26 protein-coding genes are annotated in these 26,675 nt (G+C 72.5%); 15 read left to right on the top strand and 11 right to left on the bottom strand.

From position 1 onward, the window contains the following. Positions 1-9: 9 nt before the first annotated feature. Both ACFPM7_RS04390 and ACFPM7_RS04385 read left to right on the top strand, forming a co-directional pair. Positions 10-696 (top strand): alpha/beta fold hydrolase, encoded by a 687-nt coding sequence (locus ACFPM7_RS04390; protein ID WP_378244074.1) that lies wholly within the window; start codon positions 10-12, stop codon positions 694-696. Continuing rightward, positions 693-1,466 (top strand): class I SAM-dependent methyltransferase, encoded by a 774-nt coding sequence (locus ACFPM7_RS04385; protein ID WP_378244072.1) that lies wholly within the window; start codon positions 693-695, stop codon positions 1,464-1,466. Before ACFPM7_RS04390 ends, ACFPM7_RS04385 begins: the two co-directional genes overlap by 4 nt. Here the strand turns inward: ACFPM7_RS04385 and ACFPM7_RS04380 are convergent. Further along, a complete protein-coding gene (locus ACFPM7_RS04380; protein WP_378244070.1) occupies positions 1,463-2,458 on the bottom strand; it encodes an adenylate/guanylate cyclase domain-containing protein in 996 nt (331 codons plus the stop codon). The two genes, ACFPM7_RS04385 and ACFPM7_RS04380, sit on opposite strands and share 4 nt — an antisense overlap. Then, positions 2,455-2,907: a universal stress protein gene (locus tag ACFPM7_RS04375; protein ID WP_378244068.1), complete on the bottom strand. Its 453-nt coding sequence runs from the start codon at positions 2,905-2,907 to the stop codon at positions 2,455-2,457. Before ACFPM7_RS04375 ends, ACFPM7_RS04380 begins: the two co-directional genes overlap by 4 nt. A gap of 86 nt (positions 2,908-2,993) precedes the next feature. Between ACFPM7_RS04375 and ACFPM7_RS04370 the strand changes: the two genes are divergently transcribed. After that, positions 2,994-3,431: a nucleoside deaminase gene (locus tag ACFPM7_RS04370; protein ID WP_378244066.1), complete on the top strand. Its 438-nt coding sequence runs from the start codon at positions 2,994-2,996 to the stop codon at positions 3,429-3,431. 119 nt (positions 3,432-3,550) lie between these two features. On the opposite strand, the gene ACFPM7_RS04365 is transcribed toward ACFPM7_RS04370, so the two are convergent. From ACFPM7_RS04365 to ccrA, 3 genes are read right to left on the bottom strand one after another with little or no spacing between them, the layout of a single operon-like run. Further along, positions 3,551-4,069: an NADAR family protein gene (locus ACFPM7_RS04365; RefSeq protein ID WP_378244064.1), complete on the bottom strand. Its 519-nt coding sequence runs from the start codon at positions 4,067-4,069 to the stop codon at positions 3,551-3,553. Between the two features lie 40 nt (positions 4,070-4,109). Beyond that, complete coding sequence (locus ACFPM7_RS04360; protein ID WP_378244062.1) at positions 4,110-5,264, bottom strand: chromosome segregation protein; 1,155 nt, start codon at positions 5,262-5,264, stop codon at positions 4,110-4,112. A gap of 38 nt (positions 5,265-5,302) precedes the next feature. After that, positions 5,303-6,610, bottom strand: coding sequence for a crotonyl-CoA carboxylase/reductase (ccrA, locus tag ACFPM7_RS04355; protein WP_378244999.1), 1,308 nt, complete (start codon positions 6,608-6,610; stop codon positions 5,303-5,305). 250 nt (positions 6,611-6,860) lie between these two features. Here ccrA and ACFPM7_RS04350 point away from each other — a divergent pair, with 250 nt between their 5' ends. Both ACFPM7_RS04350 and ACFPM7_RS04345 read left to right on the top strand, forming a co-directional pair. Further along, entirely contained in the window at positions 6,861-7,445 is a 585-nt protein-coding gene (locus ACFPM7_RS04350) for a VOC family protein (RefSeq protein WP_378244060.1), read from the top strand. Positions 7,446-7,665: 220 nt separating this feature from the next. After that, complete coding sequence (locus ACFPM7_RS04345; RefSeq protein ID WP_378244058.1) at positions 7,666-9,129, top strand: peptide MFS transporter; 1,464 nt, start codon at positions 7,666-7,668, stop codon at positions 9,127-9,129. A 48-nt stretch (positions 9,130-9,177) separates the two neighbouring features. Here ACFPM7_RS04345 and ACFPM7_RS04340 read toward each other — a convergent pair whose 3' ends face one another. Beyond that, on the bottom strand, positions 9,178-10,428 hold the full coding sequence (locus tag ACFPM7_RS04340) for a M64 family metallopeptidase (protein WP_378244056.1): 1,251 nt from the start codon (positions 10,426-10,428) through the stop codon (positions 9,178-9,180). Positions 10,429-10,556: 128 nt separating this feature from the next. On the opposite strand from ACFPM7_RS04340, the gene ACFPM7_RS04335 reads away from it, so the two are divergent. Continuing rightward, a complete protein-coding gene (locus ACFPM7_RS04335) occupies positions 10,557-11,501 on the top strand; it encodes a LysR family transcriptional regulator (protein ID WP_378244054.1) in 945 nt (314 codons plus the stop codon). On the opposite strand, the gene ACFPM7_RS04330 is transcribed toward ACFPM7_RS04335, so the two are convergent. Beyond that, on the bottom strand, positions 11,468-14,290 hold the full coding sequence (locus ACFPM7_RS04330; RefSeq protein ID WP_378244052.1) for an NACHT domain-containing protein: 2,823 nt from the start codon (positions 14,288-14,290) through the stop codon (positions 11,468-11,470). The two genes, ACFPM7_RS04335 and ACFPM7_RS04330, sit on opposite strands and share 34 nt — an antisense overlap. Positions 14,291-14,321: 31 nt before the next feature. Continuing rightward, on the bottom strand, positions 14,322-14,768 hold the full coding sequence (gene mce / locus ACFPM7_RS04325) for a methylmalonyl-CoA epimerase (RefSeq protein ID WP_378244050.1): 447 nt from the start codon (positions 14,766-14,768) through the stop codon (positions 14,322-14,324). Positions 14,769-14,899: 131 nt separating this feature from the next. On the opposite strand from mce, the gene ACFPM7_RS04320 reads away from it, so the two are divergent. Next, positions 14,900-16,087, top strand: a complete 1,188-nt coding sequence (locus tag ACFPM7_RS04320; RefSeq protein WP_378244048.1) for an acetyl-CoA C-acetyltransferase — start codon at positions 14,900-14,902, stop codon at positions 16,085-16,087. Between the two features lie 2 nt (positions 16,088-16,089). Continuing rightward, on the top strand, positions 16,090-17,052 hold the full coding sequence (meaB, locus tag ACFPM7_RS04315; protein WP_378244046.1) for a methylmalonyl Co-A mutase-associated GTPase MeaB: 963 nt from the start codon (positions 16,090-16,092) through the stop codon (positions 17,050-17,052). On the opposite strand, the gene ACFPM7_RS04310 is transcribed toward meaB, so the two are convergent. After that, entirely contained in the window at positions 17,039-18,700 is a 1,662-nt protein-coding gene (locus ACFPM7_RS04310; protein WP_378244044.1) for a hypothetical protein, read from the bottom strand. The genes meaB and ACFPM7_RS04310 overlap by 14 nt on opposite strands. 98 nt (positions 18,701-18,798) lie before the next feature. On the opposite strand from ACFPM7_RS04310, the gene ACFPM7_RS04305 reads away from it, so the two are divergent. Genes ACFPM7_RS04305 through ACFPM7_RS04295 form a run of 3 tightly spaced genes read left to right on the top strand, consistent with a single transcriptional unit; the run spans position 18,799 to position 21,110 of the window. Next, positions 18,799-19,710 (top strand): ABC transporter ATP-binding protein, encoded by a 912-nt coding sequence (locus ACFPM7_RS04305; protein ID WP_378244042.1) that lies wholly within the window; start codon positions 18,799-18,801, stop codon positions 19,708-19,710. Further along, positions 19,707-20,750, top strand: coding sequence for an ABC transporter permease (locus ACFPM7_RS04300; protein WP_378244040.1), 1,044 nt, complete (start codon positions 19,707-19,709; stop codon positions 20,748-20,750). The genes ACFPM7_RS04305 and ACFPM7_RS04300 overlap by 4 nt, the downstream gene beginning before the upstream one ends. A gap of 42 nt (positions 20,751-20,792) precedes the next feature. Then, positions 20,793-21,110 (top strand): DUF3817 domain-containing protein, encoded by a 318-nt coding sequence (locus ACFPM7_RS04295; protein ID WP_378244038.1) that lies wholly within the window; start codon positions 20,793-20,795, stop codon positions 21,108-21,110. Positions 21,111-21,247: 137 nt separating this feature from the next. Here ACFPM7_RS04295 and ACFPM7_RS04290 read toward each other — a convergent pair whose 3' ends face one another. Further along, complete coding sequence (locus tag ACFPM7_RS04290) at positions 21,248-21,751, bottom strand: MarR family winged helix-turn-helix transcriptional regulator (protein ID WP_378244036.1); 504 nt, start codon at positions 21,749-21,751, stop codon at positions 21,248-21,250. A gap of 13 nt (positions 21,752-21,764) precedes the next feature. After that, a complete protein-coding gene (locus ACFPM7_RS04285) occupies positions 21,765-22,799 on the bottom strand; it encodes a DNA polymerase IV (protein WP_378244034.1) in 1,035 nt (344 codons plus the stop codon). 47 nt (positions 22,800-22,846) lie between these two features. On the opposite strand from ACFPM7_RS04285, the gene ACFPM7_RS04280 reads away from it, so the two are divergent. The 4 genes from ACFPM7_RS04280 (at position 22,847) to ACFPM7_RS04265 (ending at position 26,334) form a co-directional block, all read left to right on the top strand. Beyond that, entirely contained in the window at positions 22,847-23,143 is a 297-nt protein-coding gene (locus ACFPM7_RS04280) for an MTH1187 family thiamine-binding protein (RefSeq protein WP_378244032.1), read from the top strand. A gap of 10 nt (positions 23,144-23,153) precedes the next feature. After that, a complete protein-coding gene (locus ACFPM7_RS04275) occupies positions 23,154-24,026 on the top strand; it encodes an SCO6745 family protein (protein WP_378244031.1) in 873 nt (290 codons plus the stop codon). A gap of 59 nt (positions 24,027-24,085) precedes the next feature. Next, a complete protein-coding gene (locus ACFPM7_RS04270) occupies positions 24,086-25,063 on the top strand; it encodes a co-chaperone YbbN (RefSeq protein ID WP_378244029.1) in 978 nt (325 codons plus the stop codon). Between the two features lie 116 nt (positions 25,064-25,179). Continuing rightward, positions 25,180-26,334: a hypothetical protein gene (locus ACFPM7_RS04265; protein WP_378244027.1), complete on the top strand. Its 1,155-nt coding sequence runs from the start codon at positions 25,180-25,182 to the stop codon at positions 26,332-26,334. Positions 26,335-26,675: the final 341 nt, after the last annotated feature.

Raw genomic sequence — 26,675 nt, 5'->3', positions numbered from 1 at the left:
AATGACCCGGTGACGGTCGTACTCCTGCACGCGTTCCCCTTCGACTCCCGGATGTGGGACGGCGTCCGCGCCATCCCCGGGCTGATCACCCCCGATCTCCCCGGCTTCGGCCGCGCCCCGCTGCCCGCCGCCGCGCCGGACCTGAACGTCCTCGCCGAGGCGGTGCTCGCCGACCTGGACGCGCGCGGGGTCGGGCGGGCCGTCATCGGGGGCTGCTCGATGGGCGGCTACGTCGCGATGGCGATGCTGCGCAAAGCCCCGGAGCGGTTCAGCGGGCTGCTGTTCATCGACACGAAGGCCACCGCCGACACCCCGGAAGCCGCCGCCAACCGGCTCGCCGTCGCCGAGCGCGCCGAGCGCGAGGGGATCGTCCCGTGGCTGGCCGACTCGATGCTGCCCAACCTGGTCGCCCGCCCGACACCGCGCGCGCGGGAGCTGATGGAGGAGCAGGACCCGGCCGCCGTCGCCTGGGCGCAGCGGGCCATGGCCGCCCGGCCCGCCTCGACCTTCACCGGCGACATCCCGGCGCTGGTGGTGCACGGCGCCGAGGACGGGCTGATGCCGGTCGCCGTCGCCGAGGACCTGGCCGAGGCCGCGGGCGGTTCGCTCACCGTCCTGCCCGGGGTGGGCCACCTGCCGCCGCTGGAGGACCCCGAGGCGCTGCTGGCCGCCGTCCTGCCGTGGGTGCGGCGGTGAACCTCCTCGCCAGGGCGTGGGACGAGGCCGCCGAGGGCTACGAGGCGTACTTCGTCCCGCGCTTCGCGCCCTGGGTGGCGGCCGCGGTCGAGGCGGTCCCGCCGCTGCCGGACGGGCCGGTGCTGGTGCCCTGCTGCGGCACGTTTCCCGAGGCCGCGCCGCTGCTGAGCAGGCTCGGGCGGCGGGAGGTCGTGGGGATCGACCTGTCGCCGGGGATGGTGCGGCTGGCGCGGGCGCGGGTCGCGGGGTTGGCCGGTGTCCGGGTCGAGGTGGGGGACGCGGCGGAGCCTGCGGGCTGGGCGGACAGGTGCGCCGGGGTGGTGTCGGTGTTCGGGCTCCAGCAGCTGCCCGCCCCGGACGAGGCGATCGCGACGTGGGTGCGGGCGCTGGCGCCTGGTGGGTGGCTGTCGGTCGCCTTCTGGCCGGAGGTCAGCGAGGAGGACGGGCCGTTCGCGCTCATGCGGCGGGTGCTGGACGCGATGGGCGGAGCGCGCAGCGACCGGGCATGGGAAGGCAGGCTTGTCGAGGCCATCGCCGGGGCGGGCGGGGAAGTCGTGCGCGATGAGTTCCCGGCCTTCGCGATGGAGCACCGCGGCGCGGCCGAATGCTTCACCGCCTACGCCGACTCCGGGCCGCTGCGGGCGAGCGCGCTCGCGAAGGGGCCGGAGTTCATCGAGCGGGTCAAGGCGGACTTCCTGGCCGCGGCGCCGGAAGGACCGTGGCGGCACACGCCGAGGGCGCGGCTGCTCGTCGCGCGGCGAGCACGCTAGTCAGGCTCAAGGGGAATGGTCGGGTAGTTCGCGGTGGTGCGGCGCAGGACGGCCAGGCGCAGGCGGCTGTAGCCGCGCACCGAGACCGGCCTGCGAGAGCGGATCTCGTACTCCGGCAGGGGTTTCAGCTCGTCGGCCAGGGCCTTGTCGATCAGCGCGGTGTCCGGCCGGGCGATCGAGGTCAGCCGGGCGGCGATGTTGACCACCGACCCGTAGACGTCGCCGAAGCGGCTCAGCACGCGGCCGTAGGCCACGCCCGCGCGCAGGGCGGGCAGCTCCGGGTCGGCGGCGGCGGACTCCAGCAGGCGCAGGGCGATCTCGGCGCCGTCGCGCGGGGTGTCGGCGACGAACAGGACCTCGTCGCCGAGCATCTTGACGATGCGGCCGCCGTTGTCGGCGACGACCTCGGCGGTGACCGCGTCGAAGCGGTCGACCACGCCGACCAGCCCGGCCTCGTCGGTGCGGCGGGTGAACGAGGTGAAGCCGACCATGTCGGCGAAGCCCACCACCGCGGTGCGGTTCTCCTGGATCTCGCCGGGGCGGGCCAGCGCGCGGCCCGCGTGCGCGGACAGGTGGCGGCGCCAGGCGTAGTCCTGCAGGCGCTCCAGCTCTGGCACCAGGGTCTCGATGAGCGAGGCGAAGTGGCGTTCGTCGGCGAGCAGTTCGGGGTTGGCGGCCAGCAGCTCGCGCAGCAGGTCGACCTGCCACTCGGCCAGGCGCGAGAGGTGCTGGCCCAGCATGCGCGCGGTGGCCGTGGCCGCGTCCGGGGCGAGCAGGCCCTGGTACATCAGGTCGTGGGTGGCGCGCAGGGCGTCGGCGTCGGCGTCGGTGAACACCACGGCGTCGTCGCCGACGGTCGCGAAGCCCAGCGACCGCCACAGCGCCGTCGCCCGCTCCTGCGGCACGCCCGCCTTCGCGCAGACCTGCTCGCGGGTGTACTTGCGCTCGCCGCCGAGCAGCAGCGCCTCGACCCGGGCGGCCTGGTCGGTCACGTCGTGTGGACGATCAGCACGTCGACGTCGGACTTGCGGGCGGCCTCGGCGGGCACCGAGCCCAGGATGCGCCCGGCCAGGGTGTTCAGGCCGCGGTTGCCGATGACCAGCAGGTCGGCCGCGCGCTCGTGCACGACCCTGACCAGCGCGGGCACCGGCTCGCCGTCGACCACGATCGTGTCGATCTTCGTCGCCCCGGCCTTCCTGGCCCGCTCGGCGGCGGTGCGCACGGCCTCGTCGGCCGGGTTGGACCCGACGACCTGGTAGGCGACGTCGTCGCCGAGGGCGTCCTGGGCCCTGCGCACGTCGCGCTCGCTGGCCGCGTGGTATGCGCAGGCGATGACCAGCGTGGCCCCGCTGTCCGCGGCGATCCCCGCCGCCCGGTCGACGGCGCGGAACGACGAATCCGACCCGTCCGTGCCGACGACAACGGTCTGGTAGGCGCCCATGGACCCTCCAACGGTTAGCTACTTGTCGGTAAACCTACCCAGCACAACGAGGCGCCCGCCTGCGGGACGCGCCACAATCCAGCGGTATGGACCCCATGCTGGCGATCGCCGTCGAGGAAGCCCGGACCGGACTCGCCGCGGGCGGCATCCCGATCGGCGCCGCGCTCATCGGCCCCGACGGCGAGGTCTGGGGGCGCGGCCACAACCGCCGCGTCCAGGACGGCGACCCCTCCGCGCACGGCGAGACCTCCGCGTTCCGGGCGGCGGGCAGGCGTCGGACCTACCGGGGCGCGACGATGGTCACCACGCTGTCGCCGTGCTGGTACTGCAGCGGCCTGATCCGCCAGTTCGGCATCACGGCGGTGCTGATCGGCGAGTCCCGCACCTTCACCGGCGGCCACGACTGGCTCGCCGAACACGGCGTCGCGGTGACCGTCCTGGACGACCCGGAGTGCGTGGCCCTGATGACGGAGTTCATCGCCGAGCGGCCCGACCTGTGGTTCGAGGACATCGGCGAGGACTAGGCCGAGCGCAAACGTGCTACTCCACGGTCGTGCGACGGCACCTGGTGCCTGCTTGCGCTGCGCCACACCACCCATCGCTCCAGTGTGATCATCAGCCTGGCCTGGCGGCCTGAGTAGTGCTAGGCGAGGTCGGGCGGTTCGGCGAGCAGGGCGTCGCGGGCCTCGGTCAGGGCCTTGCCGAGGAGGTTGAGGCCGCGCCAGGTCGACGGGTCCTGGGCGCGGGGGTCCGAGGCGCTCAGGCCGATCCCCCAGACGCGGTCGTCGGGGCTCGCCTCGACGAGGGTCTTGGGGGCGGTGCTCAGCAGGTAGGCGCGCAGGTCGGGGTGCTGGGAGAACTTGGCCACGCTGCCGGTGAGGACGATCGCGGAGCGGGCCGCCTCCCAGGTGGGGGCGTCGAAGCCGCGGACGCCGCGGCCGAGGGCTTTGGCCTCGCGGGGGTCGGTGGAGGCCAGCAGGCGGGTGGCGGCGTCGGGATCGGCGAAGAGTTCGGCCTTGCGCCACATCATGTAGTGCTCCGCCGAGGCGAAGCGGTGGCCGTCCACCGTGAAGGTGACCGGCCACCACTGGCTCAGGCAGCCCTTGCCGATCGAGCCGTCGCGCTCGGGGCGGTGGCCCCAGAAGAAGAGGTAGTCCGACACCGCCGCAGTCTCGGGGGCGGCGGTGGTCGGCGTCCAGTGATTAGCGCTTGGACTTCACCGGGGCGGACTTGGCGGTCTTCTCGACCTGCTTGGTCTCGGCCTGGGGTGGCCGGGCCATGCGCTGGGTGGCGCCGCCGTCGGGGTCCTTGGGCTCCCACGACTCCCGCGGCGGGCCCGAGGTCTCCGATGCGGGCTTGACCGGGGCCATGGTCCGCGTCGGGGAATTGTCGGCCGGGGCGCCGTCCACCGTCGCCGGGACGCGCTCCTCGGGCAGCGGGTCCAGGGTGGGGGCGGCGTCGGCCAGCTGCACGTGGGCGTCGGCGATCAGTTCGCGGGCGCTGCTGAGCTGCTCGGCGACGCGGGCGCGCAGCTGGCGCAGCGCGGAGACGCGCTGGGCGGCGTGGGAGATGCGGCGGTTGGACTCCTCGGTGGCCTCGCGGACCCGGCGGTGGGCCTCGGAGCTGGCCTCCTCCAGACGGGCCTTCGCCTCGGTGATCGCGTCGTGGCGGCGGCGGTTGGCCTCCTCGGTGGCCTCGCGGACGCGGCGCTCGGCCTCGGACTTGCTCGTCGCCTCCTGCTCGGCGAGGGTGCGCATGGCCTCGGTGCGCCTGCCGGACATGGCGATCTCGAAGTCCTCTTCGACCTGCTCGCGGCGCAGCCGCGCGGCGGTGTCGAGCCGCTCCGCCTCGGCGCGCGCGTCGGCGACGAGCTGCTCGGCCTCCGCGCGCGCCGCGGTCAGCATGTCGCGGTGCTCGGCCTCCATGTCGGAGCGGCGCTTCTCCAGCTCGCCGAGCATGCGCTCGTAGCGCTGGCGCAGCTCGGCGCTGTCGGCCTCGGCCTTGGCCCGGATGTGCCCGGCCTCGGCCTCGGCGCGACCCTTGGTCTCGGCGGATTCCTCCTGGGCCAGGCGCAGCATGCGCTGCAGCCGTTCGCTCAGGCCTTCCAGCGTGGTGGGGGGCAGGGAGAGGCGATCGATCTGCTTGCGCAGATCGTCGATCTCCGAGCGGCTCAGTTCCAGCTGCTTGGCCAGATCACCGGCCTGCGACACCGCCGCGTTGCGATCGGCGTGCATCAGCTGCAGTTCTGCCTCCAGCCGCTCCAGGTGCTCGTTCACCTGCGCGGTGTGGTAGCCGCGCTTGGTGATGTCGAACCCCGGGCCCAGAGGCACCAGCTCGCGTTCCTCGCCCAGACCCATGTCCCACACGCTACCCGGAAGGGTTACCCGGCGAGGAACTACACGCCCCGGAACCGGTTGATCTTGTCGATGTGCCGGGCCCGCATCTCGTGGTCGCGCACGCCCAGACCCTCTTCCGGCGCGAGGCAGAGCACGCCGACCTTGCCCTGGTGGGCGTTGCGGTGGACGTCGAGCGCGGCCTGCCCGGTGTCCTGCAGCGCGTAGGTCTTCGACACCGTGGGGTGAATCATGCCCTTGGCGACGAGGCGGTTGGCTTCCCAGGACTCGCGGTAGTTCGCGAAGTGGGAGCTGATGATGCGCTTGAGGTTCATCCACAGGTACCGGTTGTCGTACTGGTGCATGAAGCCCGAAGTGGACGCGCACGTGACGATCGTCCCACCGCGGCGGGCGACGTAGACCGACGCGCCGAAGGTCTCCCGGCCCGGGTGCTCGAAGACGATGTCCGGGTCCTCGCCGCCGGTCAGCTCGCGGATCTTGGCGCCGAGGCGCTGCCACTCGCGCGGGTCCTGGTTGTCCTCGTCCTTCCAGAACTTGTAGCCCTCGGCGTTGCGGTCGATGATCAGCTCGGCGCCCATGGCACGGCAGATCTCGGCCTTCTCCGGGCTGGACACCACGCAGATCGGGATCGCGCCGCCGTTGAGGGCGAACTGGGTGGCGTAGGAGCCGAGGCCGCCGGAGGCGCCCCAGATCAGCACGATGTCGCCCTGCTTCATGTTGGCGCCGTTGGTGGAGACCAGCTGCCGGTAGGCGGTGCAGTTGACCAGGCCGGGGGAGGCGGCTTCCTCCCAGGTCAGGTGGTCGGGCTTCGGCATGAGCTGGTTGGCCTTGACCAGCGCGACCTCGGCGAGGCCGCCGAAGTTGGTCTCGAAGCCCCAGATGCGCTGCTCGCTGTCGAGCATCGTGTCGTTGTGCCCGTCGGGGCTCTCCAGCTCGACGTTGAGGCAGTGCGCGACGACCTCGTCGCCGGGCTTCCAGTTGTGCACGCCGGGCCCGGTGCGCAGCACGACGCCCGCCAGGTCGGAGCCGACGACGTGGTAGGGCAGGTCGTGGCGCTTGGCCAGCGGCGAGGTGCGGCCGTAGCGCTCAAGGAACTTGAAGGTGGACACCGGCTCGAAGATCGAGGTCCACACCGTGTTGTAGTTGATCGCGCTGGCCATCACGGCCACGAGCGCCTCGCCGGGGCCCAGCTCCGGCACCGCGACCTCGTCGAGGTGCAGCGACTTGCGCGGGTCCTTGTCGCGGGATTCGAGTCCGGCGAACATCTCGACCTCGTCGGCGTGGACGGTGACCCCGCGATAGGTGTCGGGGACATCCAGCCCACCGATCGAGTCCAGCTCATCGGCCATGATGGCGTCGAGGATCTTCTGCACGGCGACTCCTCCAAGGGCGGCTCGGGTGCGCTGAGGTTACTCACGGGTAGCGATTCAGAAAGCGGCGATGTGAGCGATGGCACCCGACGGGGTGACGGTCGCGGGTCGGTCAAAGCCGCTCACACGGGCCGCAAAGGCCCGTGTCGGACCAATAGAGCAAATGCGGAGAAGTAGGTCGCCCGTTTCGGCGAGCGTCCTGCGCCGCGCAGAGGACACCATTGACCTTGTGCGATATCTCGACCACGTTCTGATTGCCACCGGCGACATCGAGGCGGCCATCGCGCGGCTGCGGACCGACCACGGGCTGGGCGCCCTGGAGCGACGCAGCTCGCCGGTGCCCGGCGTCGTCAACGTGGCGATCCCGCTCGCGCCGCCGACGTACCTGGAACTCGTCATGGCGACCGACCCGACCGCCCACCCCGCGGCCGCCGACCTCGCCGCCGCGCGGGAGGGCCTGTTCACCTGGGCGATCGAGGCCGAGGACCTGCGCGCGGTCGCCGAGGAGCGCGGGGTCGAGCGCTGCGACTACCCGCAATGGAGCGTCGTCAGCGCCGTGGACCCCGGGCTGCCGTTCTTCATCCGGTACAACCAGAGCCGCGCCGAGCGCTTGCCGTACTGGACGGACGCGTACGCGCGGGCGGCCCATGAGTGCGCTCCTGGTCGCATCACCTCCGTGCGGTTGGGAGGTGACGAGGCCGCCGCCCGGCGGTGGGTGGGCGAGGTGGACGTGCCGATCTTGTTCGGCGGGCCTGGCCGGGGGATGACGACGGTGGTCATCGAGACGGCGGCGGGGCCGATCGCGCTCACCTGACCGGAGCCCGCCGGGGAGTTTCGGGATGGGGGTCGATCGCGCGGCGACCACTGGGTCGTTGCCCGGGTGATCGAGATCTCGCGTGCGAAGCATCCGGCCCCCCGCCGCCAGGTTATCGAAGCTCGGGGGTGGCGGGGCAGGGGTGGACAAGGGGCTGTGGACAACCCGGCTAGGGCGGCTGGCCAGCCGGAAGCCGAGGTCAGGCGTACCGTCACAGGCCATGTCAACCTCTACCGAGGAATCTCCACCGAAGGGTTTTTTCGGACACCCACGAGGTCTCGCGAACCTGTTCGGCACCGAGATGTGGGAGCGCTTCTCCTTCTACGGGATGCAGGCGATCCTGCTCTACTACCTGTACTTCAGCGTCGCCGACGGCGGGCTGGGCATCGATGAGGCCGTCGCCGCGGGCATCGTCGGGGCGTACGGGGGCTCGGTCTACCTGTTCACCATCGCGGGGTCGTGGGTGGCCGACCGGCTGTTCGGGCCCGAGCGGACGCTGCTCTACAGCGCCGTCCTGATCCTGGCCGGTCACGTGGCGCTGGCCGTGCTGCCGGGGGTCGGGGGTGTGGCCGTCGGGCTGATCTGCGTGGCGCTGGGGTCCGGGGGGCTCAAGGCCACGGCGACCGTGCTCGTCGGGCACCTCTACGCCGAGGGCGACGAGCGGCGCGACGCCGGGTTCTCGATCTTCTACATGGGGGTCAACCTGGGGGCGCTCGCCGGTCCGCTGCTGACCGGCCTGCTGCAGGACAAGGTCGGCTTCCACTGGGGCTTCGGGCTGGCCGCGGTCGGCATGGCGTTCGGCCTGGCGCAGTACGTGCTGCAGCGGGGCAACCTGCCGGCCGCGGGGCGCGAGGTGCCGAACCCGGTGGTCGGGGCCGAGCGTGTGCGGGCGTTCGCCGTCATCGGGGTGGGGGTCGCCGCGGTCGCGGTGCTGGTGCTGACCGGGCTGATCGGCGCCGACAACCTCGCCGCCGTCGTCACCTGGGTGATCTCGATCGCGGCGGTGCTGCTGTTCACGATGCTGCTGACCAGCAAGCGCGTCGACGGGGTCGAGCGCAGGCGGGTGGTCGCGTTCATCCCGATGTTCCTGGTCAGCTTCGGGTTCTGGTCGCTGTTCCAGCAGCAGTTCACCGTGCTGGCCATCTACGCCGAGCAGCGCCTCGACCTCGACGCGCTCGGGTTCTTCAGCATCCCGCCGTCGTGGTTCAACTCCGTCGAGCCGCTGTTCGTGGTGCTGCTGGCGCCCGTCTTCGCGGCGATGTGGGTGCGCCTGGGAGAGCGGCAGCCGAGCACGCCGGTCAAGTTCGCCATGGGCGTCGGCGCGATGGGCGTGGCGTTCCTGATCATGGCGCTGATGGGCTTCACCAAGGGCGACGGGGTCATCAACCCGCTGCTGCTCGTGCTGGTCCTGGTGGTGTTCGTGCTCGGCGAGCTGTGCCTGTCGCCGGTCGGGCTGTCGCTGTCGACCAAGCTCGCGCCCAAGGCGTTCGGGGCGCAGATGGTGGCGCTGTTCTACCTGTCGGTCGCTCTCGGCTCCTCGGTCGCGGGGGCGCTGGCCGGGTACTACGCCAAGGACGCCGAGCCCGCCTACTTCGGCACGCTCGGCGCGGGCGCTCTGGTGCTGGGCGCGATCATGTTCGCGCTGTCGCCGCTGGTCAAGCGGCTGATGGGCGGCGTGCGCTGACGTGCGCGGGTGGCGGCGGGCGCACGTCCGCCGCCACCCGCACCGCCACTACGGCGAGGTGTAGCCGAGCGTGTAGGCACCCGCGCCGGAGTCCGAGGCGATCCGGTAGGTGTAGTAGCCGGCCGTGCCGGTGTAGGCCAGGGTCTCGTCCGGCCCGCTGGTGGCCGCCGTGGCGACCGTCGCCCAGGCGCTGCCGTTCCACTTCTGCAGGTAGAGGTTGAAGTTGGTGCCGTTCGGCCCGTCGAGGCAGGCGCGGTGCGCGCCCGCGCCGGACTGGAAGTAGGAGGCGTCCGGCTGATACGCCGAACCGCCCGATGCCAGGCTGCCGGTGCGGGTCGAGGCGTACCCGGAGCAGGTCGCGCCGCCGCTGCTGATCTTGCTGCTGATGGCCCGGTCCATCACGTCGTAGCCGATCAGGTTGTACGGCTTGCCGAGCGAGCGCATCAGGGAGTCCTGCGAGGGCCGGTAGATGCCGTTCGCGTACTGGTGACCGCCCTGGTACGCGCCGATCGTGCCGCCGTCGGGGGTCGATCGGCCCAGGTAGGACGACCACTTGGACCCGCTCGGGTTCTTCGTCACGTTGGGCTCGCGCGGCTCGGTGCCGGTGAAGGTGGTGCCCGGGGTCCAGTACTCGTCGGCCAGGCCGCCGACGGAGTGGCCCAGCTCGTGGATGGCGATCTGGCCGGACTGGGCGTTGCCGCCGGAGACCGTGGACAGGCTCGGGTAGCCCGCGCCGCCGTACTTGGTGGTGTTGCCGACGGCGACGATCGCGTCCACCTGCGGGGCCTGCGCGGCGTACGCCTTGGCCTTGGACTCGTTGAGGCACAGCAGGCGTTCGGTGTTGAAGCACCAGAAGCCCATGTCCAACGCGGTGTCGCGGCTGACGCCCTGCGACGGGTCGTTGTCCACACCGGACTGATTGGACACCACGCCGACCAGCCACACGTTGATCGATCCGCGGTGCTTGTCCCACGGCGCGGACGCGGCGATCTCGTTCCACTTCGCGGTGGCGTGCTGGCGCAGCAGCCCCTGCTCGGCGACGGTGTAGCCGTCGCCGACGATCACCATGTCGAAGCGGGACGCCGACGGCCCGGTCTCCTGGATCGGCTCGACGGCCGAGATGGCGACGTCGGCGGCCGACACCTGGGGCTCGACGACGACCGGCACGCGGACGCGGGTGATGGTGCCGTCGGGGGAGAACACCTCCTTCCACTGCATGGCAGCCGGTTGCGACGATGCGGGGGACGGCACCAGGGCCACCGCGGCGGCCAACGCCGCGGCCAGGCACAAGACGCGCATGGGACGCTCCTCGAATGGGCGCAGGGCAGGGACAACCCGACCGTTCCCATTCGCGCGCGTTCCCGGAAATCCCATTGGGGATAACTGGGGGGTGATGGAGGCCGAACGGCGCAATACGCTGGCCTTCGATGGAGCTGGAGCTGCGGCACCTCACCTCGCTCTGCGCGATCGCCGACGCGGGCAGCGTCTCCAAGGCGGCCGCGCTGCTCGGCGTGTCCCAACCAGCGCTGACCGCCCAGCTCCAGCGCGTGGAGCGGGAACTGGGCGCGCAGGTCTTCATCCGCGACCGCAAGGGCGTCACCCCGACACCGGTCGGCCAGGCCCTGCTGACCCGCGCGCGCGGCGTGCTCACCGCGGTGGACGAGATGCGCCGCGACACCGACCGCCGCGTCTCCACGACCCGGCCGGTGGTGCGCCTGGGCGGGATCGCGGGGGCCGTCTCGGTCGGCCTGGCCGACCGTCTCAGCGACGAGCTGGCCGACTCGGAGGTGCACCTGCGCACCGAGTACTCGCCCCGGGTCATCTGGGACCTGCTGATGGCCAACCGTCTCGACGCGGTGGCGCTGGTCGACTACCCCGGCTTCGCGCTGCGCCCGCCCGCGACGGTGTTGTCCCAGGTCATCGCCGTGGAACCGGTGTTCGTGGCGCTGTCGGAACGGCACCGGCTGGCCGGGCGGACGCGCGTGGATCTCGCCGACCTGTCCGACGAGCCGTGGGCGCTGACGCCCTACGACGGCGCGGGCTGGCCGGACTGCTTCTACAGCGCCTGCGAATCGGCAGGCTTCACCCCGCGCGTGCTGTACACGGTCTCGGACGCGACCCCGATCCGCGAACTGGTGGCGATGGGCCGGGCGGTGACCCCGTGCCAGGCGGTGTTCGCCGGCGGCGACGGGGTGGTGGTGCGCCCGCTGGCGGGTGATCCGGTGACGATGCGCCACGTGCTGGCGTGCCGGACGGACAGCCCGCTGGCGTGCCAGTTCGACCTGCTGCTGCGGCAGGCCACGGACGCGTACTGGGCCTATGCGCAGCGTCGGCCGGACTACCTGTCGTGGCTGGGGGAGGAACCGGCCTGATAGGCCGAAGCGTCGAACAGGGCGTGCACGATCAACCCGGTCTCGGTCTGTTCTCCAGTTAGGTGCCTGCGGCGGGCGGCGGCGAGGATCTGCTCGGCGAGGGCGTTGCGCAGCGGCATGCCGCCGACCAGTGCCAGCACCTCCCTGTGCCGGAACGCCGTCGCCGCGATGACGACGGGGTCGACTCCCTCGTCTTGGGTGAGCGCCCAGTCGGCCAGCGTGCTAGCCCATCCCGGTGGCCACAGGCCCGGCTTGGTGCGCAGCAGCGTCCACACCCGCTCGACGACGGGGAAGCCGCGCCGCTGCTCGGGGAACGACGACGGCGAAGGCCAGTCCCTGGCGTCGGTCAGCTCCAACGCCGTGATCAGGGACTCCACGTCTTCGGTCGCGACGTCGAGGAACGGCGCGAACCCGGGGGAGACCCGGTTGACGGCGAGGTAGCCCGCGAGGGCTGCCAGGGTCGAGTCGGGGCTGTCGGTGAGCAGGCATTCGGCCACCCTGAGGCCGACCGGGTCGTACACGCCCCCGCGCGGCTCGATGGCGGTGATCGTCCAATCCCGCAGGGCCATACGGGTCAGCACCGACTCTGCCGACAGTTGGTCCAGTGCAGCCGTCCACGTCCGCACGCACGAGTTCCACAGCCCCGACGGATCGTCGGGCCAAACATCGTTGATGCGCACATCTTCGACGCACAGGTGCAACAGGACGAGGTTGGCCGAGTAGGTGGCCGCCGCGCGGATGTTGTCCCGGCGCGGAGAGCAGTAGCCGGTATAGCGCCGTGACGGTGGGCGGTGGGCGTAGTCGCCGATGAGCAGGCGCAGCGTCTGGCACAGCTCGTCGCGCTCGGGGTGGGAGTCCAGGCGCTCCTTGGCGAAAGTCAGGATCGGGGGTTGGGCGGACAGCGGTTCGTGGGAGAGCAGGGCGAAGAGGAGGTCGTCGTCGGGGGCGGGTTTGCCGCCTCGGCGGAAGGTGGTGGCGGCGACGTCGGCGAGGACGTCGACCACGTGGTTGGCGACGAGGTACTCGGCGAAGGTGAGGTGCAGGAACTCGTACGCGCGGCGGTTGCCGGACTGTGCCGTGTGGACGAAGAAGAACTCGCCGAGGACGCGCTCGCCCGCGGGTTCCTCGTCCAGGGCTTGGAGATCGGCGGTCAGCTCGGCCTCGGTGATGCTCTGCCTGCCCCGGTTGGTCATGCCCAGCGCGGCGACGGAGAGCCTGCGCAGTAGCGCGGTGACCTCGGCCTCGCGCGACTGCGGGCGGAGGGCTCCGTGCTGTTTGGCGACCTCGCGCTCGGCGTAGGTGCGCAGGAGGCCGCGGTACAGCTCGGGGGTGGACAGGTCGGGGCGGAGTTCTACCTCGGGGTCGGCGAAGTAGAGGGCGAGCATCAGCAGCAGGAGCGGCTGGCGGGCGATCTCGCTCTGCGCGCGGGCCACCTCGACCGGCAGGGGACGGGCGCGCCCGCCCGCGTTGGCCTCGTTCCACCGGCCGATCCAGTCGGCCATCTGGTCGTCGGTGAAGTCGTTGATGGTCACGACCGGGCAGCCCTCGGGAATGCTGACCCGGTCGGCGACGACCGTCCGCGAGGTCACCACCACGGCGACGGGCTGTTCCACCAGCGCCTCGACGCGCTGGAACTCGGCGACCTTGTGCAGGTAGTCCATGCGGTCCTGGCCGCTGGCCTGGAGGAGTTCGTCCAAGCCGTCGAGGAGCACGACGCGCAGCTCGTCGGTCGACTCGGTGACCAGCCGCCGCCAGGTCACGGCGTTGTTGGTCTGGGCCTGGAGGGCTTGGTCGATCTGGTCGGGGATGGAGGCGTTCTCGTCCACCGAGCGCAGCGGGACGCGCACGACGGTATAGCCGCAGGTGGACAGGCGCGCGGCGAGGACCTTGGTGAGCAGCGATTTTCCCGCCCCGGGGTGGCCCAGCAGGACCAGCGGGCGGACGGTGGCCCCACCGCCGGTGAAGTGCCGGGCCAGCATCCACTCCAGGTCGTCGGCGGTCTCGCCCTCAGCGGTGTAGTGCGGGCTGATGAAGATCTTGTCGACGGTGGGCAGGACAGCGCCGACCCCGTACCCGTCGGCGTTGACGTCGAGCACGGGCCGGTTCAGCTCGTCGGCGTTGATCGCTTTGACGACGGTCTGCGCTTCGCGCTGCGGGGTGCGGGAGCCTTGGGTGAGCAGGCGTTCCAGGGTGCCGAGGGCGTGGTGGGTGGCGGAGTGTGCGGTCTGGTCGGCCCAGATGGCGAACTCGGGGACGGCCGTCTGGAGCTGGAGGTAGAGAGAGCGGTAGTTCTGACCGGTCAGGCGAGCGACATCGATTGTCTGCGCCCGGGTGAAGGTGTGGGAGGAGACGGTGTTGGCAGCCTCGCTCGCCCACCGCTCGATGAGGCCCACCGTGGTCTCGAAACCTGCGGTCGCGGACGGCGCAGGCGTGTCCGTCTCAGGCAGGAAGCGCTCCAGGGCAGGCTGCTCCGCGATGACCGGCGGTAGGTGCGCGTCCAGGGCGTCGAGGAAGGCCGTGGCCACGATGGCCGTGTGGGCGGCGATCACCAGGTCGTGCCTGCGCAGCCCGCTGGTGCCTGCGATCTTGCCGGTGGCGGCCGTCACGCCCTCGCGCAGCAGGCGGACGGCTTCGTTCTTCTGGTCGACCCAGCCCCACACGGTGGCAACCGGCCCCGAGGCGAGGATGACCCCGCCCACGGCGGCGTCGATTAGCTTCAGCCAGCCCGGCTCGTCCTTGCCAAGGATCTTGAGAGCGCCACGGAAGGTGAACGCCGGGTCACGTGCCACCCGGCGACCCTACCGAAAGATGATCGTGCGCCTAGTGCCCTTCGCCGGGCTGGACCAGCTCGATCAGCACCCCGCCCGCGTCCTTCGGGTGCACGAAGTTGACCTTGCTGCCCGCCGTGCCCGTCTTCGCGGTCTCGTAGAGCATGCGCAACCCAGCCCCACGCAACACCTCGGCCGCCGCCTCGACATCGGTCACCCGGTAGGCCAGCTGCTGCAGGCCCGGCCCGCTGCGGCCGATGAACTTCGCGATGGTCGAGGTCTCCGACAGGGGGGCCAGCAGCTGGATGGCGGTGCCGGTGCCGTCGTCGCCGGGGGCGCGGAGCATGGCCTCGCGGACGCCCTGTTCCTCGTTGGTCTCCTCGTGCGCGTTCACGAGGCCGAAGTTGTCCCCGTAGAAGGCGATCGCGACGTCGAGGTCGGGCACGGCGATGCCGACGTGGTCGACGGCGATGACAAACGGCTTGAGTGCGTCCTGCATGGGGGTCACCCTATTGGTACCCGTCAGTAACTTCACCCTGTGCGGCTACTCACACGACCACGTGGCGGGTCGGTCGCGCGCGGGTATGGTGCCGGTTAACGCTCGTTCGCACTCGTCGCTAGGAGACCGCCGTGTCCGCAAGCGTGATCGTCGCGGGGGCCCGCACCCCCATCGGCCGACTGCTCGGCTCCCTGAAGGACTTCACCGGCGCGCAGCTCGGTGGGGTCGCCATCAAGGCGGCTCTGGAGAAGGCGGGTGTCAAGCCCGAGCAGGTCCAGTACACGATCATGGGTCAGGTGCTGACCGCGGGCGCGGGCCAGATCCCGGCCCGGCAGGCGGCCGTCGCGGCGGGCATCCCGATGTCGGTGCCCGCGCTGACCATCAACAAGGTGTGCCTCTCCGGCCTCGACGCGATCGCGCTGGCCGACCAGCTCATCCGGGCGGGCGAGTTCGACATCGTCGTCGCAGGCGGCCAGGAGTCGATGACCCAGGCCCCGCACCTGCTGCCCAAGTCGCGCTCGGGCTTCAAGTACGGCGACGTCACCATGCAGGACCACATGGCCTACGACGGCCTCTTCTGCGCCTTCGACCAGGTCGCCATGGGCAACTCCACGGAGAAGGTCAACTCCCGCTACGGGCTGACCCGCGAGGAGCAGGACGCCTTCGCCGCCACCTCCCACCAGCGTGCCGCCGCCGCGATCGCCGAGGGCCGCTTCGCCGAGGAGCTGGCCCCGGTCACCATCCCGCAGCGCAAGGGCGACCCGGTCGTCTTCGACACCGACGAGGGCGTGCGCGCCGACACCACCGCCGAGAGCCTGGCCAAGCTGCGCCCGGCCTTCGCCGCCGACGGCACCATCACCGCGGGCTCGGCGTCGCAGATCTCCGACGGCGCCGCCGCGGTCGTGGTGATGAGCAAGGCCAAGGCCGAGGAGCTGGGCCTGACCTGGATCGCCGAGATCGGCGCGCACGGCGTCGTGGCCGGTCCGGACGCGAGCCTGCACGAGCAGCCGTCCAACGCGATCAAGGCCGCGCTGGCCAAGCAGGGCCTCTCGGCCGCCGACCTGGACCTGGTCGAGATCAACGAGGCGTTCGCCGCGGTCGGCGTCGTGTCCACCCGCGAGCTGGGCATCAGCTCCGACATCGTCAACGTCAACGGCGGGGCCATCGCCCTCGGCCACCCGATCGGCGCCTCCGGGGCGCGGGTGCTGGTGCACCTGGCCTACGAGCTCAAGCGCCGCGGCGGTGGGGTCGGCGCGGCGGCGCTCTGCGGCGGCGGCGGCCAGGGCGACGCCCTGATCATCACCGTTCCGAAGGGCTGAGCTTGGCCCGGCAGGTCGACGTGGCCGACCTGGTCGACCGCGCGCGGCGGCACGAGCCGCGCGCGGTGGCCCGGCTGATCTCGCTGGTCGAGGCCGCCAGCCCGCACCTGCGCGCGGTGGCCGCCGCGCTCGCGCCGCTGACCGGCCGCGCGCAGGTCGTCGGGCTGACCGGACCGCCCGGTGTCGGCAAGTCGACCACCACCTCCGCGCTGGTCAGCGCCCTGCGCGCGACCGGGAAGCGGGTCGGGGTGCTGGCGGTGGACCCGTCCTCGCCGTTCTCCGGCGGCGCGCTGCTCGGCGACCGCATCCGGATGCAGGACCACGCCACCGACCCGGGCGTGTTCATCCGCTCGATGGCCACCCGCGGCCACCTCGGCGGCCTGAGCTGGGCGACCCCGCAGGCGCTGCGCGTGCTGGACGCCGCCGGGTTCGACGTCGTGCTCATCGAGACCGTCGGCGTCGGCCAGTCCGAAGTGGACGTCGTGGGGCTGGCGGACACCACGGTCGTGCTGCTGGCCCCCGGCATGGGCGACGGCATCCAGGCGGCGAAGGCGGGCATCCTGGAGATCGCCGACGTCTTCGTCGTCAACAAGGCCGACCGCGACGGCGCCGAGACCACCGCCCGCGAGCTGAAGTACATGATCTCCTTGGGCCGCAGGGAAGTCCGCGGCCCCAGCTGGCGCCAGCCGATCGTCAAGACCGTCGCCTCCCGCGGCGAGGGCGTGGCCGAGGTCGTCACCGCCATCGGCGAGCACCGCGCCTGGACGCGCGCGAACGGCGAGTGGGACGCCCGCCGCGCCCGCCGCGCCCGCACCGAGATCGAGGCCATCGCCGTCGAGACCGTCCGCGCGCGCCTGGGCGGCCTGCGCGGCGGCAGCGGCGCCATCGACGCCCTGGCCAAGCGCGTCATGGCAGGCGAACTCGACCCGTACACCGCGGCCGACTCGCTGATCAGCGAGGTGTAGTCCGAGCGGCCCGCTCGGCGAAGAAGCGGGTGTCGGCGGTGATGACGTCGCCGCAGGAGCCCCTCGGCTGGGCGGCGGCCACGGCGTGCAGGCGCGCGGCCTCGTCGCCCGCCACGCGCAGCAGCGCCATCGTGCCGTCGTCGGGGACGGCGTCGCGGCGCACCCACTTCTCCCGGGAGCGGTCGGCGGTGATCAGCGCGTAGTCCCGCTGCAGGCGCGGGTCGGCCAGGACTCCGGTCGCCCCGGCCCAGTTGCCGTGCGCGGTGATGAAGGTGGGCCGGGCCTCGGTGAAGACGTAGTCGCGCAGGCCGCGCATGTCGTCGTCGCCCCAGAACTCGGCGATCTCGCGGTGCGCCAGACCGGCCAGGTCGAGGATCTCCAGGTCGCTCGCCAGCGCCGCGCCGCCGACGTCGGGGACCAGCAGGGAGCCGTCGCGGACGCCGAGCAGGTCGGCGTAGGCGTTGAACTCCCAGCCGACGGCCTGGGCGATCACGCAGGTCGGGACCGTCGGGCCGGTGCGGAAGCGGTCCATGTCCGCCCACCACAGGGTCACCGAGTGGGCGAGGCCCAGCACCGCCAGCACCCCGACCGCCACCTTGCCCCGCGTGGCCAGCCCGCCGACGACCAGTGACCCGCCCACCACGGCGGCCACGGCCGCCAGCGGCCACACCGGTGTCGCGAAGCGGAACTGCGGCATCCAGTCCGCGGCCAGCACGCCGAAGGCGACCACAGCCAGCCCCAGCGGGACCAGCAGCGCCAGCAGCCCGTCGCGCTCCTTCGACGGGCGCGGCAGCGCCGCCCCGACCAGCACCACCCCGACCAGCAGCGTCAGCCACCCGACGTAGCCGACCATCGTCGCGGGCTTCACCAGGTCCTGCGGGCTCGGCACGCCCTGCGACTTCGCCAGCGCGGTGTTCGGCAGCAGCGCCCCGAACACCGCCCACCGCCACGCCACGTACGCGCCGACGGGCACGGCGAAGGCGACGACGCTGAGCAGCACCGGCTTGACCGCGGGCCGCCACCCGCGCAGGAACAGCAGCGCGACCAGCGGGAACGCCGCCGCGTAGATCATCCCGTCCGGCCTGGTCAGGCCCGCGAGCGCGGCCAGCAGGCCGGCGGTGACGGCCGCGCGGGTCGTCAGCAGGCGCCCGCCCACCACCGCCCTGACCAGCACCGCCGCCAGCGCCACGACCGCGAACCCCAGCAGCGGGTTCTCCAGGCCGGAGAACACCCAGATCGCGAAGGACGGCACCAGCGCTGTCAGCGTCCCCGCCGCCACCGTGACCAGGCCCGGCCGCTCGGTCAGCGCGTCGGCGACGAGGTAGACCGCGGCGAACATGCCCGCGGCCAGCAGCAGTGCCACCGCCTTCGGGAAGGCGGCGTAGTCCGGCAGGCCGAACCACGCGCCGCTGTCGAACAGGCCCACCAGCCTGCCCACCGACAGCACCGCCAGCCACGCCGGGTTGGAGTAGCCCTCCACCGGTTCGGCGCCGGGCTGCAGGACCGGGCCGTGGCCGGAGGTCAGCGAGCGGGCGTAGGCGAAGGTGATCGCGGCGTCATCGATGGTCCAGCGGCCGTACGCGGCGCCGTGGACGCCGAGGACGGCGGTGGGGACGAGCACAGGCGGGACCGCTCGCAAGCGCAACACCTGCGCGACCGTAGACCGCGCGCGGGGACAGGTGTCAACTCGGTGCCTGTTCACTCGAATGGCCTCTTCCGCGGCTCGCCGCCACTACGGTGGCGCGCATGACCGACACCACCGCCGCGATCGAGGTGCGGGACATCCGCAAGGCGTACGGCGAGCTCAAAGCCGTCGACGGGGTCTCCTTCACCGTCGCCGAAGGCGAGTTCTTCGGGATTCTCGGCCCCAACGGCGCGGGCAAGACGACCACGCTGGAGATCATCGAGGGGCTGCGCGAGCCGGACAGCGGTGAGGTCAGGCTGCTCGGCGAGAGCCCGTTCCCGCGCAACCCGGCGTTGCTGCCCAGGATCGGCGTGCAGCTGCAGGCGTCGGCGTTCTTCGAGAAGCTGACCGCCCGCGAGCAGCTGCTGACCTTCGCCTCGCTCTACGGCGTCGACAGCGCCCGTGCCGACGAGATGCTGGAGCTGGTCGGCCTCACCGAGAAGGCGGCCACCCGCGAGGAGAAGCTCTCCGGCGGGCAGCGCCAGCGGCTCTCGATCGCCTGCGCGCTGGTGCACGACCCGGACGTGGTCTTCCTGGACGAGCCGACCGCCGCGCTGGACCCGCAGGCCCGCCGCAACCTCTGGGACGTGCTGCGCGCGATCCAGGCCCGCGGCAAGACCATCTGCTACACCACGCACTACCTGGACGAGGCCGAGATCCTGTGCGACCGCGTCGCGATCATGGACCGCGGTCGCGTCCTCGCCCTGGACGCCCCCGCCACCCTCGTGCGCGGCCTGGACGCCCCCACCCGCGTCTCCCTGGAGCGCGGCGCGCTCACCGCCGAGGACGCGCGGGCGCTCGCGGGCGCCGAGCACGCCCACGAGGACGAGCTGTCGCTGACCATCACCACCCGCACCCCGGCGCCGCTGCTGTCCGCCCTCGCCGAGCGCGGCGCGCTCGACGGCCTCCAGGTGCGCACGGCGACCCTCGAAGACGTCTTCCTCGACCTGACCGGACGGGAGTACCGCGCGTGAGCGCCTTCAAGAGCCTGTCGACGGCGATGGCCAAGGGCTACTACCGGGACAAGGCCACGCTGTTCTTCGCCTTCATCTTCCCGCTGATGTTCCTGGTCGTCTTCGGCCTGCTGTTCCGCGACGGCGGGGGCGACAAGATCAAGCTCGGCGTGGTCGGCGACGGCCCGGTCGTGGTGGCGCTGGAGTCCACCGGCGCGGTCGAGATCAGCAGGACCACCCTGGACGAGGGCCTCGCCGAGATCCGCGCGGGCGACCTGCCCGGCCTGGTCGAGGTCGAGGGCACCACCGTCGTCCTGCACTTCGCCGCCAGCGACCAGTCGCGCGCGGGCCTCGTGCAGGGCCTGGTCTCCGGCGTCACCCAGAACCTCAACGTCCAGGCGACCGGCCAACCGCCGATCTACGACTACCGCCCGCAACAGGTCGAGGACGCCTCACTCCAGCCGATCCAGTACCTGACCCCCGGAATCCTCAGCTGGGGCATCGCGGTCACCGCCGTCTTCGGCGCGTCTCTGTCCCTGGTGACGTGGCGCAAGAAGCAGGTGCTGCGCAGGCTGCGCCTGGCCCCAGTCAAGGTCGGCACGGTGCTTTCCGCCCGCATCGTCGTCACCATCGGCGTGGCGGTCCTGCAGGCGCTGCTGTTCGTGGCCGTGGCGATGCTGCCCGTGTTCGGGCTGCGACTGTCGGGCACGTGGTGGATGGCGATACCGGTGTTCCTGAGCGGAATCCTGGCCTTCTTCGCCATCGGCATGCTCGTCGGCGCGTTCTGCCGCACCGAGGAAGCCGCGACCGGCGCGGCCAACATCGTCGTGCTGCCCATGGCCTTCCTGTCCGGCACGTTCTTCCCCCTGGACCTGGCGCCGTCGTGGGTCCAGGCGGTGTCGCTGGTATTCCCGCTGCGTCACATGAACGACGGCATGCTCGCGTTCATGGTCAGAGACCAGGGCCCGGAAGCCCTGCTGCTGCCATGCGGCGTTCTCCTGGCGTTCACACTTGTGGTCTCCGCCATAGCCGCCAAGGTCTTCACCTGGGAAGACAGCTGACCCGGTGGGAGCGTGAGGCCGCTCACGCTCCACACTGGAGACATGCACGCAGCCGGCCTGTTCCGCGTCGTCGCCCTCGCCGAAGCCGTCTCCTGGATCGGCCTCCTCACGGGCATGTTCTTCAAGCACGTCACCGAGACCAGCGAACTGGGCGTCAAGATCTTCGGCCCCGCCCACGGAGCCGTCTTCGTCGCCTACCTGGCCGTCACCATCTTCACCGCCCGCAAACTGGCCTGGGACCGCCGCACCACCTTCTGGGCCCTGGTCGCCAGCGTCCCGCCCCTGGCCACCATCCTCTTCGAGCGCTGGGTCCTGCGCACCGGCAAGCTCGACCCCATCGCCCTGCGCCGCCGCTTCTGATCGCCGCCACTGGCCCACGTCTCAAACCCTGAGACGAAGGCGACCGTCATACCCGCCAACGCTCGGACGCGCCCCGAACAACTCGCGCCGCACGAGAACCGCGCCGCACAAGGAACCACGTCCCAGACAGTGGGACGTCAGTCCTGGAAGTCCCCCGTAGCCTTCCGCACCTTCGCCAGCAGATCCGTCAACTGCTCGGTCTGCCGCTCAGTCAACCCCTGCAACCCGAAATCAATCCCCGTAACCGCCTCGGTGGCAGCAGCCCGCCGCTCCCGCCCAGCCTCGGTGATCTCCGCCAACGTGGTCCGCCGATCAGTGGGATGCGGCAGCCGACGCACCAGCCCGTCCCCCTCAAGCCGGTCGACGATGTTCGTCACACTCGTCGGATGCAGCTGGAGCCGCTCACCCATCACCCGCATCGGAAGACTCCCCTGACGGGCGAAAGTCAGCAGCACCAGCGCCTCGTACCGCGCGAAGGTCAGCCCGTGCGGCTTCAGCGCCGAGTCCACAGCGGACTGAACGATCTGCTGGACCCGCATGATGCTGGTGACCGCGGCCATCGAGGTCGCGTCGCCGATGCGCTCCCCCCACAGCTCCGCGGCCCTGGCGATGGGGTCGAACGGCAGGGAGCGGGGCCTCATGCGCCAGAAACTATCAGTACCCCTCAGCGGGCGGCCGCATCTCGGCCCACACGCCCAGCAGCCGGATCGGCCTGCTCAGCTCGAAGCGGTCGAACACCTCGGCGGCGGCCGCGGCGATGTCCCCGGCCGAGGACGTCGGGCCCGGCAGCGTCTTGCTGCGCGTGCGGGTCAGGAACGGCCGGAACCGCGCCTTGACGCCGACGCGGACCGCGGGCCTGCCCTCGGCGGCGATGTCGTCGGCGACCCGAGTGGCCAGGGCGGCCAGCTCGCGGTGGAGGTCGGCCGGGTCGGTCAGGTCCTCGGCGAAGGTGGTCTCGCGGCTGTGCGAGCGCGGCACCCACGGGGTGGCGCTGACCTCGGCCGAGCCCGCGCCCAGGGCCAGCGTGCGGTACCAGGGGCCCATGCGCGGGCCGAGGACCAGCAGCGCCTCGGGGTCGGCGCGGGCCAGCTCGCCGACGGTGGTGTAGCCGAGGTCGGCCAGCTTGCGGGCGGTGCGCGAGCCGACGCCCCACAGCGCCGACGTCGGGCGCCGCGCCATCACCTCGAACCAGTTGTGCCTGGTCAGCTCATAGATCCCGGCGGGCTTGGCGAAGCCGGTGGCGAGCTTGGCGCGCAGTTTCGTGTCGCCGATGCCGACCGCGCAGCTCAGCTGTGTGCCCACCCAGACCGCGTCTTGGACGGCCGCGGCCAGGGCGGCGGGGTCGTCGGTCTCGGCGCCGAGGAACGCCTCGTCCCAGCCCAGCACCTCCACCACCGCGTCGAAGCCGCGCAGCACCGCCATGACCTCGGCGGACGCGGCGTCGTAGGCGGGCGGGTCCGACGGCAGGAACACCGCGTCGGGGCAGCGCTTGTGCGCGGCCACCATCGGCATGCCGGAGCGGATGCCGTGCTCGCGGGCCTCGTAGGAGGCGGTGGCCACGACCTGGCGCGGCGCGGGCTCGCCGTTGCCGCCGACGACGACCGGCCTGCCCGCCAGCTCAGGGCGGCGCAGCACCTCGACCGCGGCGATGAACTGGTCGAGGTCGACGTGCAGTACCCACGCTCCCACCCGGCTAGTGTGCGCCCGACCGACCCAGACCGCGAAGGAGTCCACCCGTGCTCGTCGCCTTCAGCGTCAGCCCGCTCGGCGGGGAATCGGAGAACGTCGGCCGCGCCGTCGCCGAGGCCGTGCGGGTGGTGCGCGAGTCCGGGCTGCCGCACGAGCTGTCGAGCATGTACACCACGGTGGAAGGCGAGTGGGACGAGGTGATGGCCGTGGTCAAGCGCGCCACCGACGTCCTGCTGGCCAAGTACCCGCGCGTGTCGCTGGTGCTCAAGGCCGACATCCGCCCCGGCCACACCGGTCAGCTGGCCGCCAAGGTGGCCCGGGTGGAGGAGTACTTGTCGGAATAGGATCGGCGGGGTGACCACGCCCCGGGACCTGTGGCTGTGCTTCGAGCCGTACCACGACGTCGTCTACTTCACCCCGGAGAGCCGCGCCGCCGCGGACGAACTGGGCTGCAAGGGCGGCTGGATGGGCTACTTCGGCATGCGCGCGGCCGTGCTCGGCGCGGCCCCGGAGTGGCTGGTGACCAGCGTGTTCTACAACTTCCACCCGTCGAGGGTCGGGCGGGCGGTCCCGGACGTCTGGGCGGTCGCGAGCCCGGAGCGGTTCTTGGAGGCCCGCCTCGCCGGGGTCGACGGGGCGCTGCGGCGGATGCTCGGCGACGAGGCCACCGGCGACGACCTGGCCGAGGCCGCCGAGCTGGCGGTCGTCGCGGCGGGGGTCGCGGCCACCGCGGGCAGGCCGCTGGGCGCGGCCAACGCCGCGCTTCCCGTGCCCGCCGAGCCGCACCTCGCGCTCTGGCAGGCGGCCACCACGCTGCGCGAGTCGCGCGGCGACGGGCACGTCGCCGCCCTGGTCACCGCCGGTCTCGACCCGGCGGAGGCGCTGGTGCTCTTCGCCGCCGACCGCGGCCTGGACGCCGAGTACCTGAGGCAGGCCCGCAACTGGCCCGCCGAGGAGTGGTCGGCCGCCGCCCAGCGCCTCGCCGAGCGCGGCCTGATGGACGGCGCGGCCCTCACCGCGGACGGCGCGGCGGTCCGCGAGACCGTCGAGGCCCTGACCGACGAGGCCGCGGCCGGTCCGTGGGAGCACCTGGGCCCGGCCGCCACCGAGCGCCTGGCCCGGCTGCTGGCCCCGCTGTCGCTGCGGCTCGTGCGCGGCAACGAGGCGATGCGGGTCAACCCGATGGCCCTGCACCCCGAGGACGACCTGGTCCGGCTGTCCGGCTGACCGGGTCTCGGGCATGGTCTCGCGCATGCGCCGACCGGCGTCATGCCAAGATGTAAACCGTGACCAGGCCAGATCCCCGCAACACCGCCGCGCTCTCGGCCGCCCTCTCCAGGGCCGTCGACCTGTCCGCGCTCAAGGCCAGGGCCGACGCGGCACGCACCGCGCCCGCCGGTCAGCCGAGCGGGACCGCCCCCGCACCCGCCGCGACGAGTGAGCACGTCGTCGACGTGACCGAGGCCACGTTCCAGGCCGAGGTGGTCGAGGGGTCGTTGCAGGTCCCGGTGATCGTCGCGCTGGTGGCGGGCTGGTCCGGCCAGTCCCAGCAGCTCGTGGCGCTGCTGGAGAAGCTGGCGGGCGAGTTCAAGGGCGCCTGGCGGCTGGCCAAGGTCGACATCGAGACCAGCCCCCGCATCGGCCAGCTCTTCGGCGCCCAGGCCGTGCCGATGACCATCGCCGTGGCCGCCGGGCAGCCGGTCGAGGCCTTCGGCGACATCCCGCCGGAGCCCCAGCTGCGCCAGTGGCTGACCAGCCTGGTCGACGCCCTGCGCGACCGCCTCCCCGGCATCCGCGCCGCCGAGGCGGGCGGCGTCGACGCCGACCCCGACGCCGAGCCGGAGCCCGAGCCCGAGGACCCCAGGTTCGTCGCCGCCGAGACCGCCCTCGACGGCGGCGACTACGCCGCCGCCGAGGCCGCCTACCAGGCGATCCTGGACTCCGAGCCGGCCAACGAGCAGGCCTCGGCCGCGCTGGTCCAAGTCCGCTTCATCGCCCGCACCCAGGCCACCGACCCGTCGGTGATCGTGCGCGCCGACACCTCGCCGGAGGACTTCGACGCCCAGCGGGCGGCGGCGGACCTTGAGGTGGCCGGTCAGCAGGTGGAGAAGGCCTTCGGCAGGCTGATCACGGCTGTGCGGCGGGCGTCGGGGGAGGACAGGGACAAGGTGCGCGGGCACCTCGTCGGGCTGTTCGACCTGTTCTCGCCGGATGACCCGAGGGTGGCGAAGGCCCGCAGGGACCTGGCCAGCGCTCTGTTCTGAGGTTTCCCGCCGTGCGGCACGCGGTCTTCGCGCCGGTCTGACGCCTCGCGGCGTTCGGCGGCGAGTTCGGGCCGGTGTGCTGTGGACGTGGCGGTCGAGCCCGGGGAGCGGGGACAGTGGACGCGACTGGTCGCGGTGGGGGAGCGCGCTGGATCGGGGTCGTCCGCCACCCCATGACCGGGCTGGTCCTGGTCGGCGTGGCGCTGTCGGCCGTGCCTGCCGAGACGGTCGGCGGATTCCTGGCCGGGCTCCTGGCCACGCTCGGCGGTTACCTGGCCGGCCTGCTGGCGCTCCAGCTCGGGATGCTCGTCGGGGCGTCGGCGTTCGGGGTGGCGGTGCGGTCGGTGGTCGTGGGGGTGGGGCCGCGGGTGCTGGACCGGTCGACGGCGCGGCGGGCGGTGGTCGTCCGGGCGGTCCCGGTGTTCCTGTCGGTGTCGATCGCGCCGGGCCGGGCGCCCGCGCGGCCGAGGATGTGGGCGGCGGCGGTGTGCTCGGCGGTGGCCGGGGTCGCCGCGACGGTCGCCTTCGCGCTGTGGTGGGTGATCCCGGCGGTCGCGTGTGGACTGACGGTCGGGCACGCCCTGACGCCGCGCAAGCGCCCGGCGAGCACGTCGACGGGCTGGCTGGTCGTCAACCTGTTGCGCCTCACCGGGGACCAGGCCGCCCGGCTGGACGCCGCCCCCGCCGTCGCCAGGACCGTCGACGCCACGCTGGACGGAGACCTCGCCGCGGCCGAGTCCCTCGCCGTCCGCCTCGCCGAGGAGTACCCCGGCCTGCGCACCGCCCGAGCCGCCCGCGTCCTGGTCCACCAGGCCCACGCCCGCTACGCCGACGGCCTGCTGATCGCCATGGCCGTCCTCGACGAACCCGACCAGACCCCCGCCGAGCTGGCCCCCTTCCTCGCCGCCCTGGCGGGCCTGGCCTGCGACGCCGTCGAAGCGGGCCAGCTGGACCCGGCCGTCGGCCTGCCCATCGCCGACAACGCCCTCACCTCCGCGGCCGAACTCGGCTACCCCTCCCACAAGCTCACCGGCACCCGCGCCCAGCACGCCCTCCTCACCGGCGACCCCGCCACCGCCGTCCCCCTGGCCCGCCAGGCCACTCAAACCAACGACGACCCCCTCGGCCGAGCCGACGACTACGCCACCCTCGCCAAGGCCCTCATGGCCACCCACGACAACCGCGCCGCCCGCGAGGCCCTGGCCGAAGCCGAGAAGACGGCTCCCTGGTGGCCCCGCGTGGCGGCGATCCGACAGCGCCTGGACGTCTGAGCCCTAGCGCGACGCCGTGATCAGGGCCGTGTGAAGTGGCGAGCGGCCAACGCGGGCCCGTTCTCGGCGTTGACGGCGGTGCGGTGCCGCGACAGCGCCAGCGCCGGGGGGCCGATCGAGAGGCGTCCAGCTCGGGGAGGTAGTCGGTGCCGTTCAGGGCGATGGGAAGTGGCTGCCCGGGCGCGGCACCTTGGTGAACTCGTGCAGCGGCGAACTCGTGCAGCGGCGAACTCGTGCAGCCCGGCGTCGGGACGGTCGACGTGGTAGATCGTGTGGTCGGTGATCACCCGCGTCAAGGCCGAAACCGAGAACGGGAGCACCCGTGCCGACCTCCAGGAGGC

Source organism: Actinokineospora guangxiensis, assembly GCF_042657845.1.
In the GTDB taxonomy this organism is placed as follows: domain Bacteria; phylum Actinomycetota; class Actinomycetes; order Mycobacteriales; family Pseudonocardiaceae; genus Actinokineospora; species Actinokineospora guangxiensis.
This window is presented reverse-complemented; position numbering and strand designations above follow the sequence as displayed.

Bases quoted from the DNA above. Each gene is read 5' to 3' on its own strand.
- ACFPM7_RS04375 (WP_378244068.1), bottom strand. From the start codon at position 2,907: ATGGGCGCCTACCAGACCGTTGTCGTCGGCACGGACGGGTCGGATTCG.
- ACFPM7_RS04370 (WP_378244066.1), top strand. From the start codon at position 2,994: ATGGACCCCATGCTGGCGATCGCCGTCGAGGAAGCCCGGACCGGACTC.
- ACFPM7_RS04360 (WP_378244062.1), bottom strand. From the start codon at position 5,264: ATGGGTCTGGGCGAGGAACGCGAGCTGGTGCCTCTGGGCCCGGGGTTC.
- ccrA (WP_378244999.1), bottom strand. From the start codon at position 6,610: ATGGCCGATGAGCTGGACTCGATCGGTGGGCTGGATGTCCCCGACACC.
- ACFPM7_RS04345 (WP_378244058.1), top strand. From the start codon at position 7,666: ATGTCAACCTCTACCGAGGAATCTCCACCGAAGGGTTTTTTCGGACAC.
- ACFPM7_RS04340 (WP_378244056.1), bottom strand. From the start codon at position 10,428: ATGCGCGTCTTGTGCCTGGCCGCGGCGTTGGCCGCCGCGGTGGCCCTG.
- ACFPM7_RS04335 (WP_378244054.1), top strand. From the start codon at position 10,557: ATGGAGCTGGAGCTGCGGCACCTCACCTCGCTCTGCGCGATCGCCGAC.
- mce (WP_378244050.1), bottom strand. From the start codon at position 14,768: ATGCAGGACGCACTCAAGCCGTTTGTCATCGCCGTCGACCACGTCGGC.
- ACFPM7_RS04305 (WP_378244042.1), top strand. From the start codon at position 18,799: ATGACCGACACCACCGCCGCGATCGAGGTGCGGGACATCCGCAAGGCG.
- ACFPM7_RS04295 (WP_378244038.1), top strand. From the start codon at position 20,793: ATGCACGCAGCCGGCCTGTTCCGCGTCGTCGCCCTCGCCGAAGCCGTC.
- ACFPM7_RS04290 (WP_378244036.1), bottom strand. From the start codon at position 21,751: ATGAGGCCCCGCTCCCTGCCGTTCGACCCCATCGCCAGGGCCGCGGAG.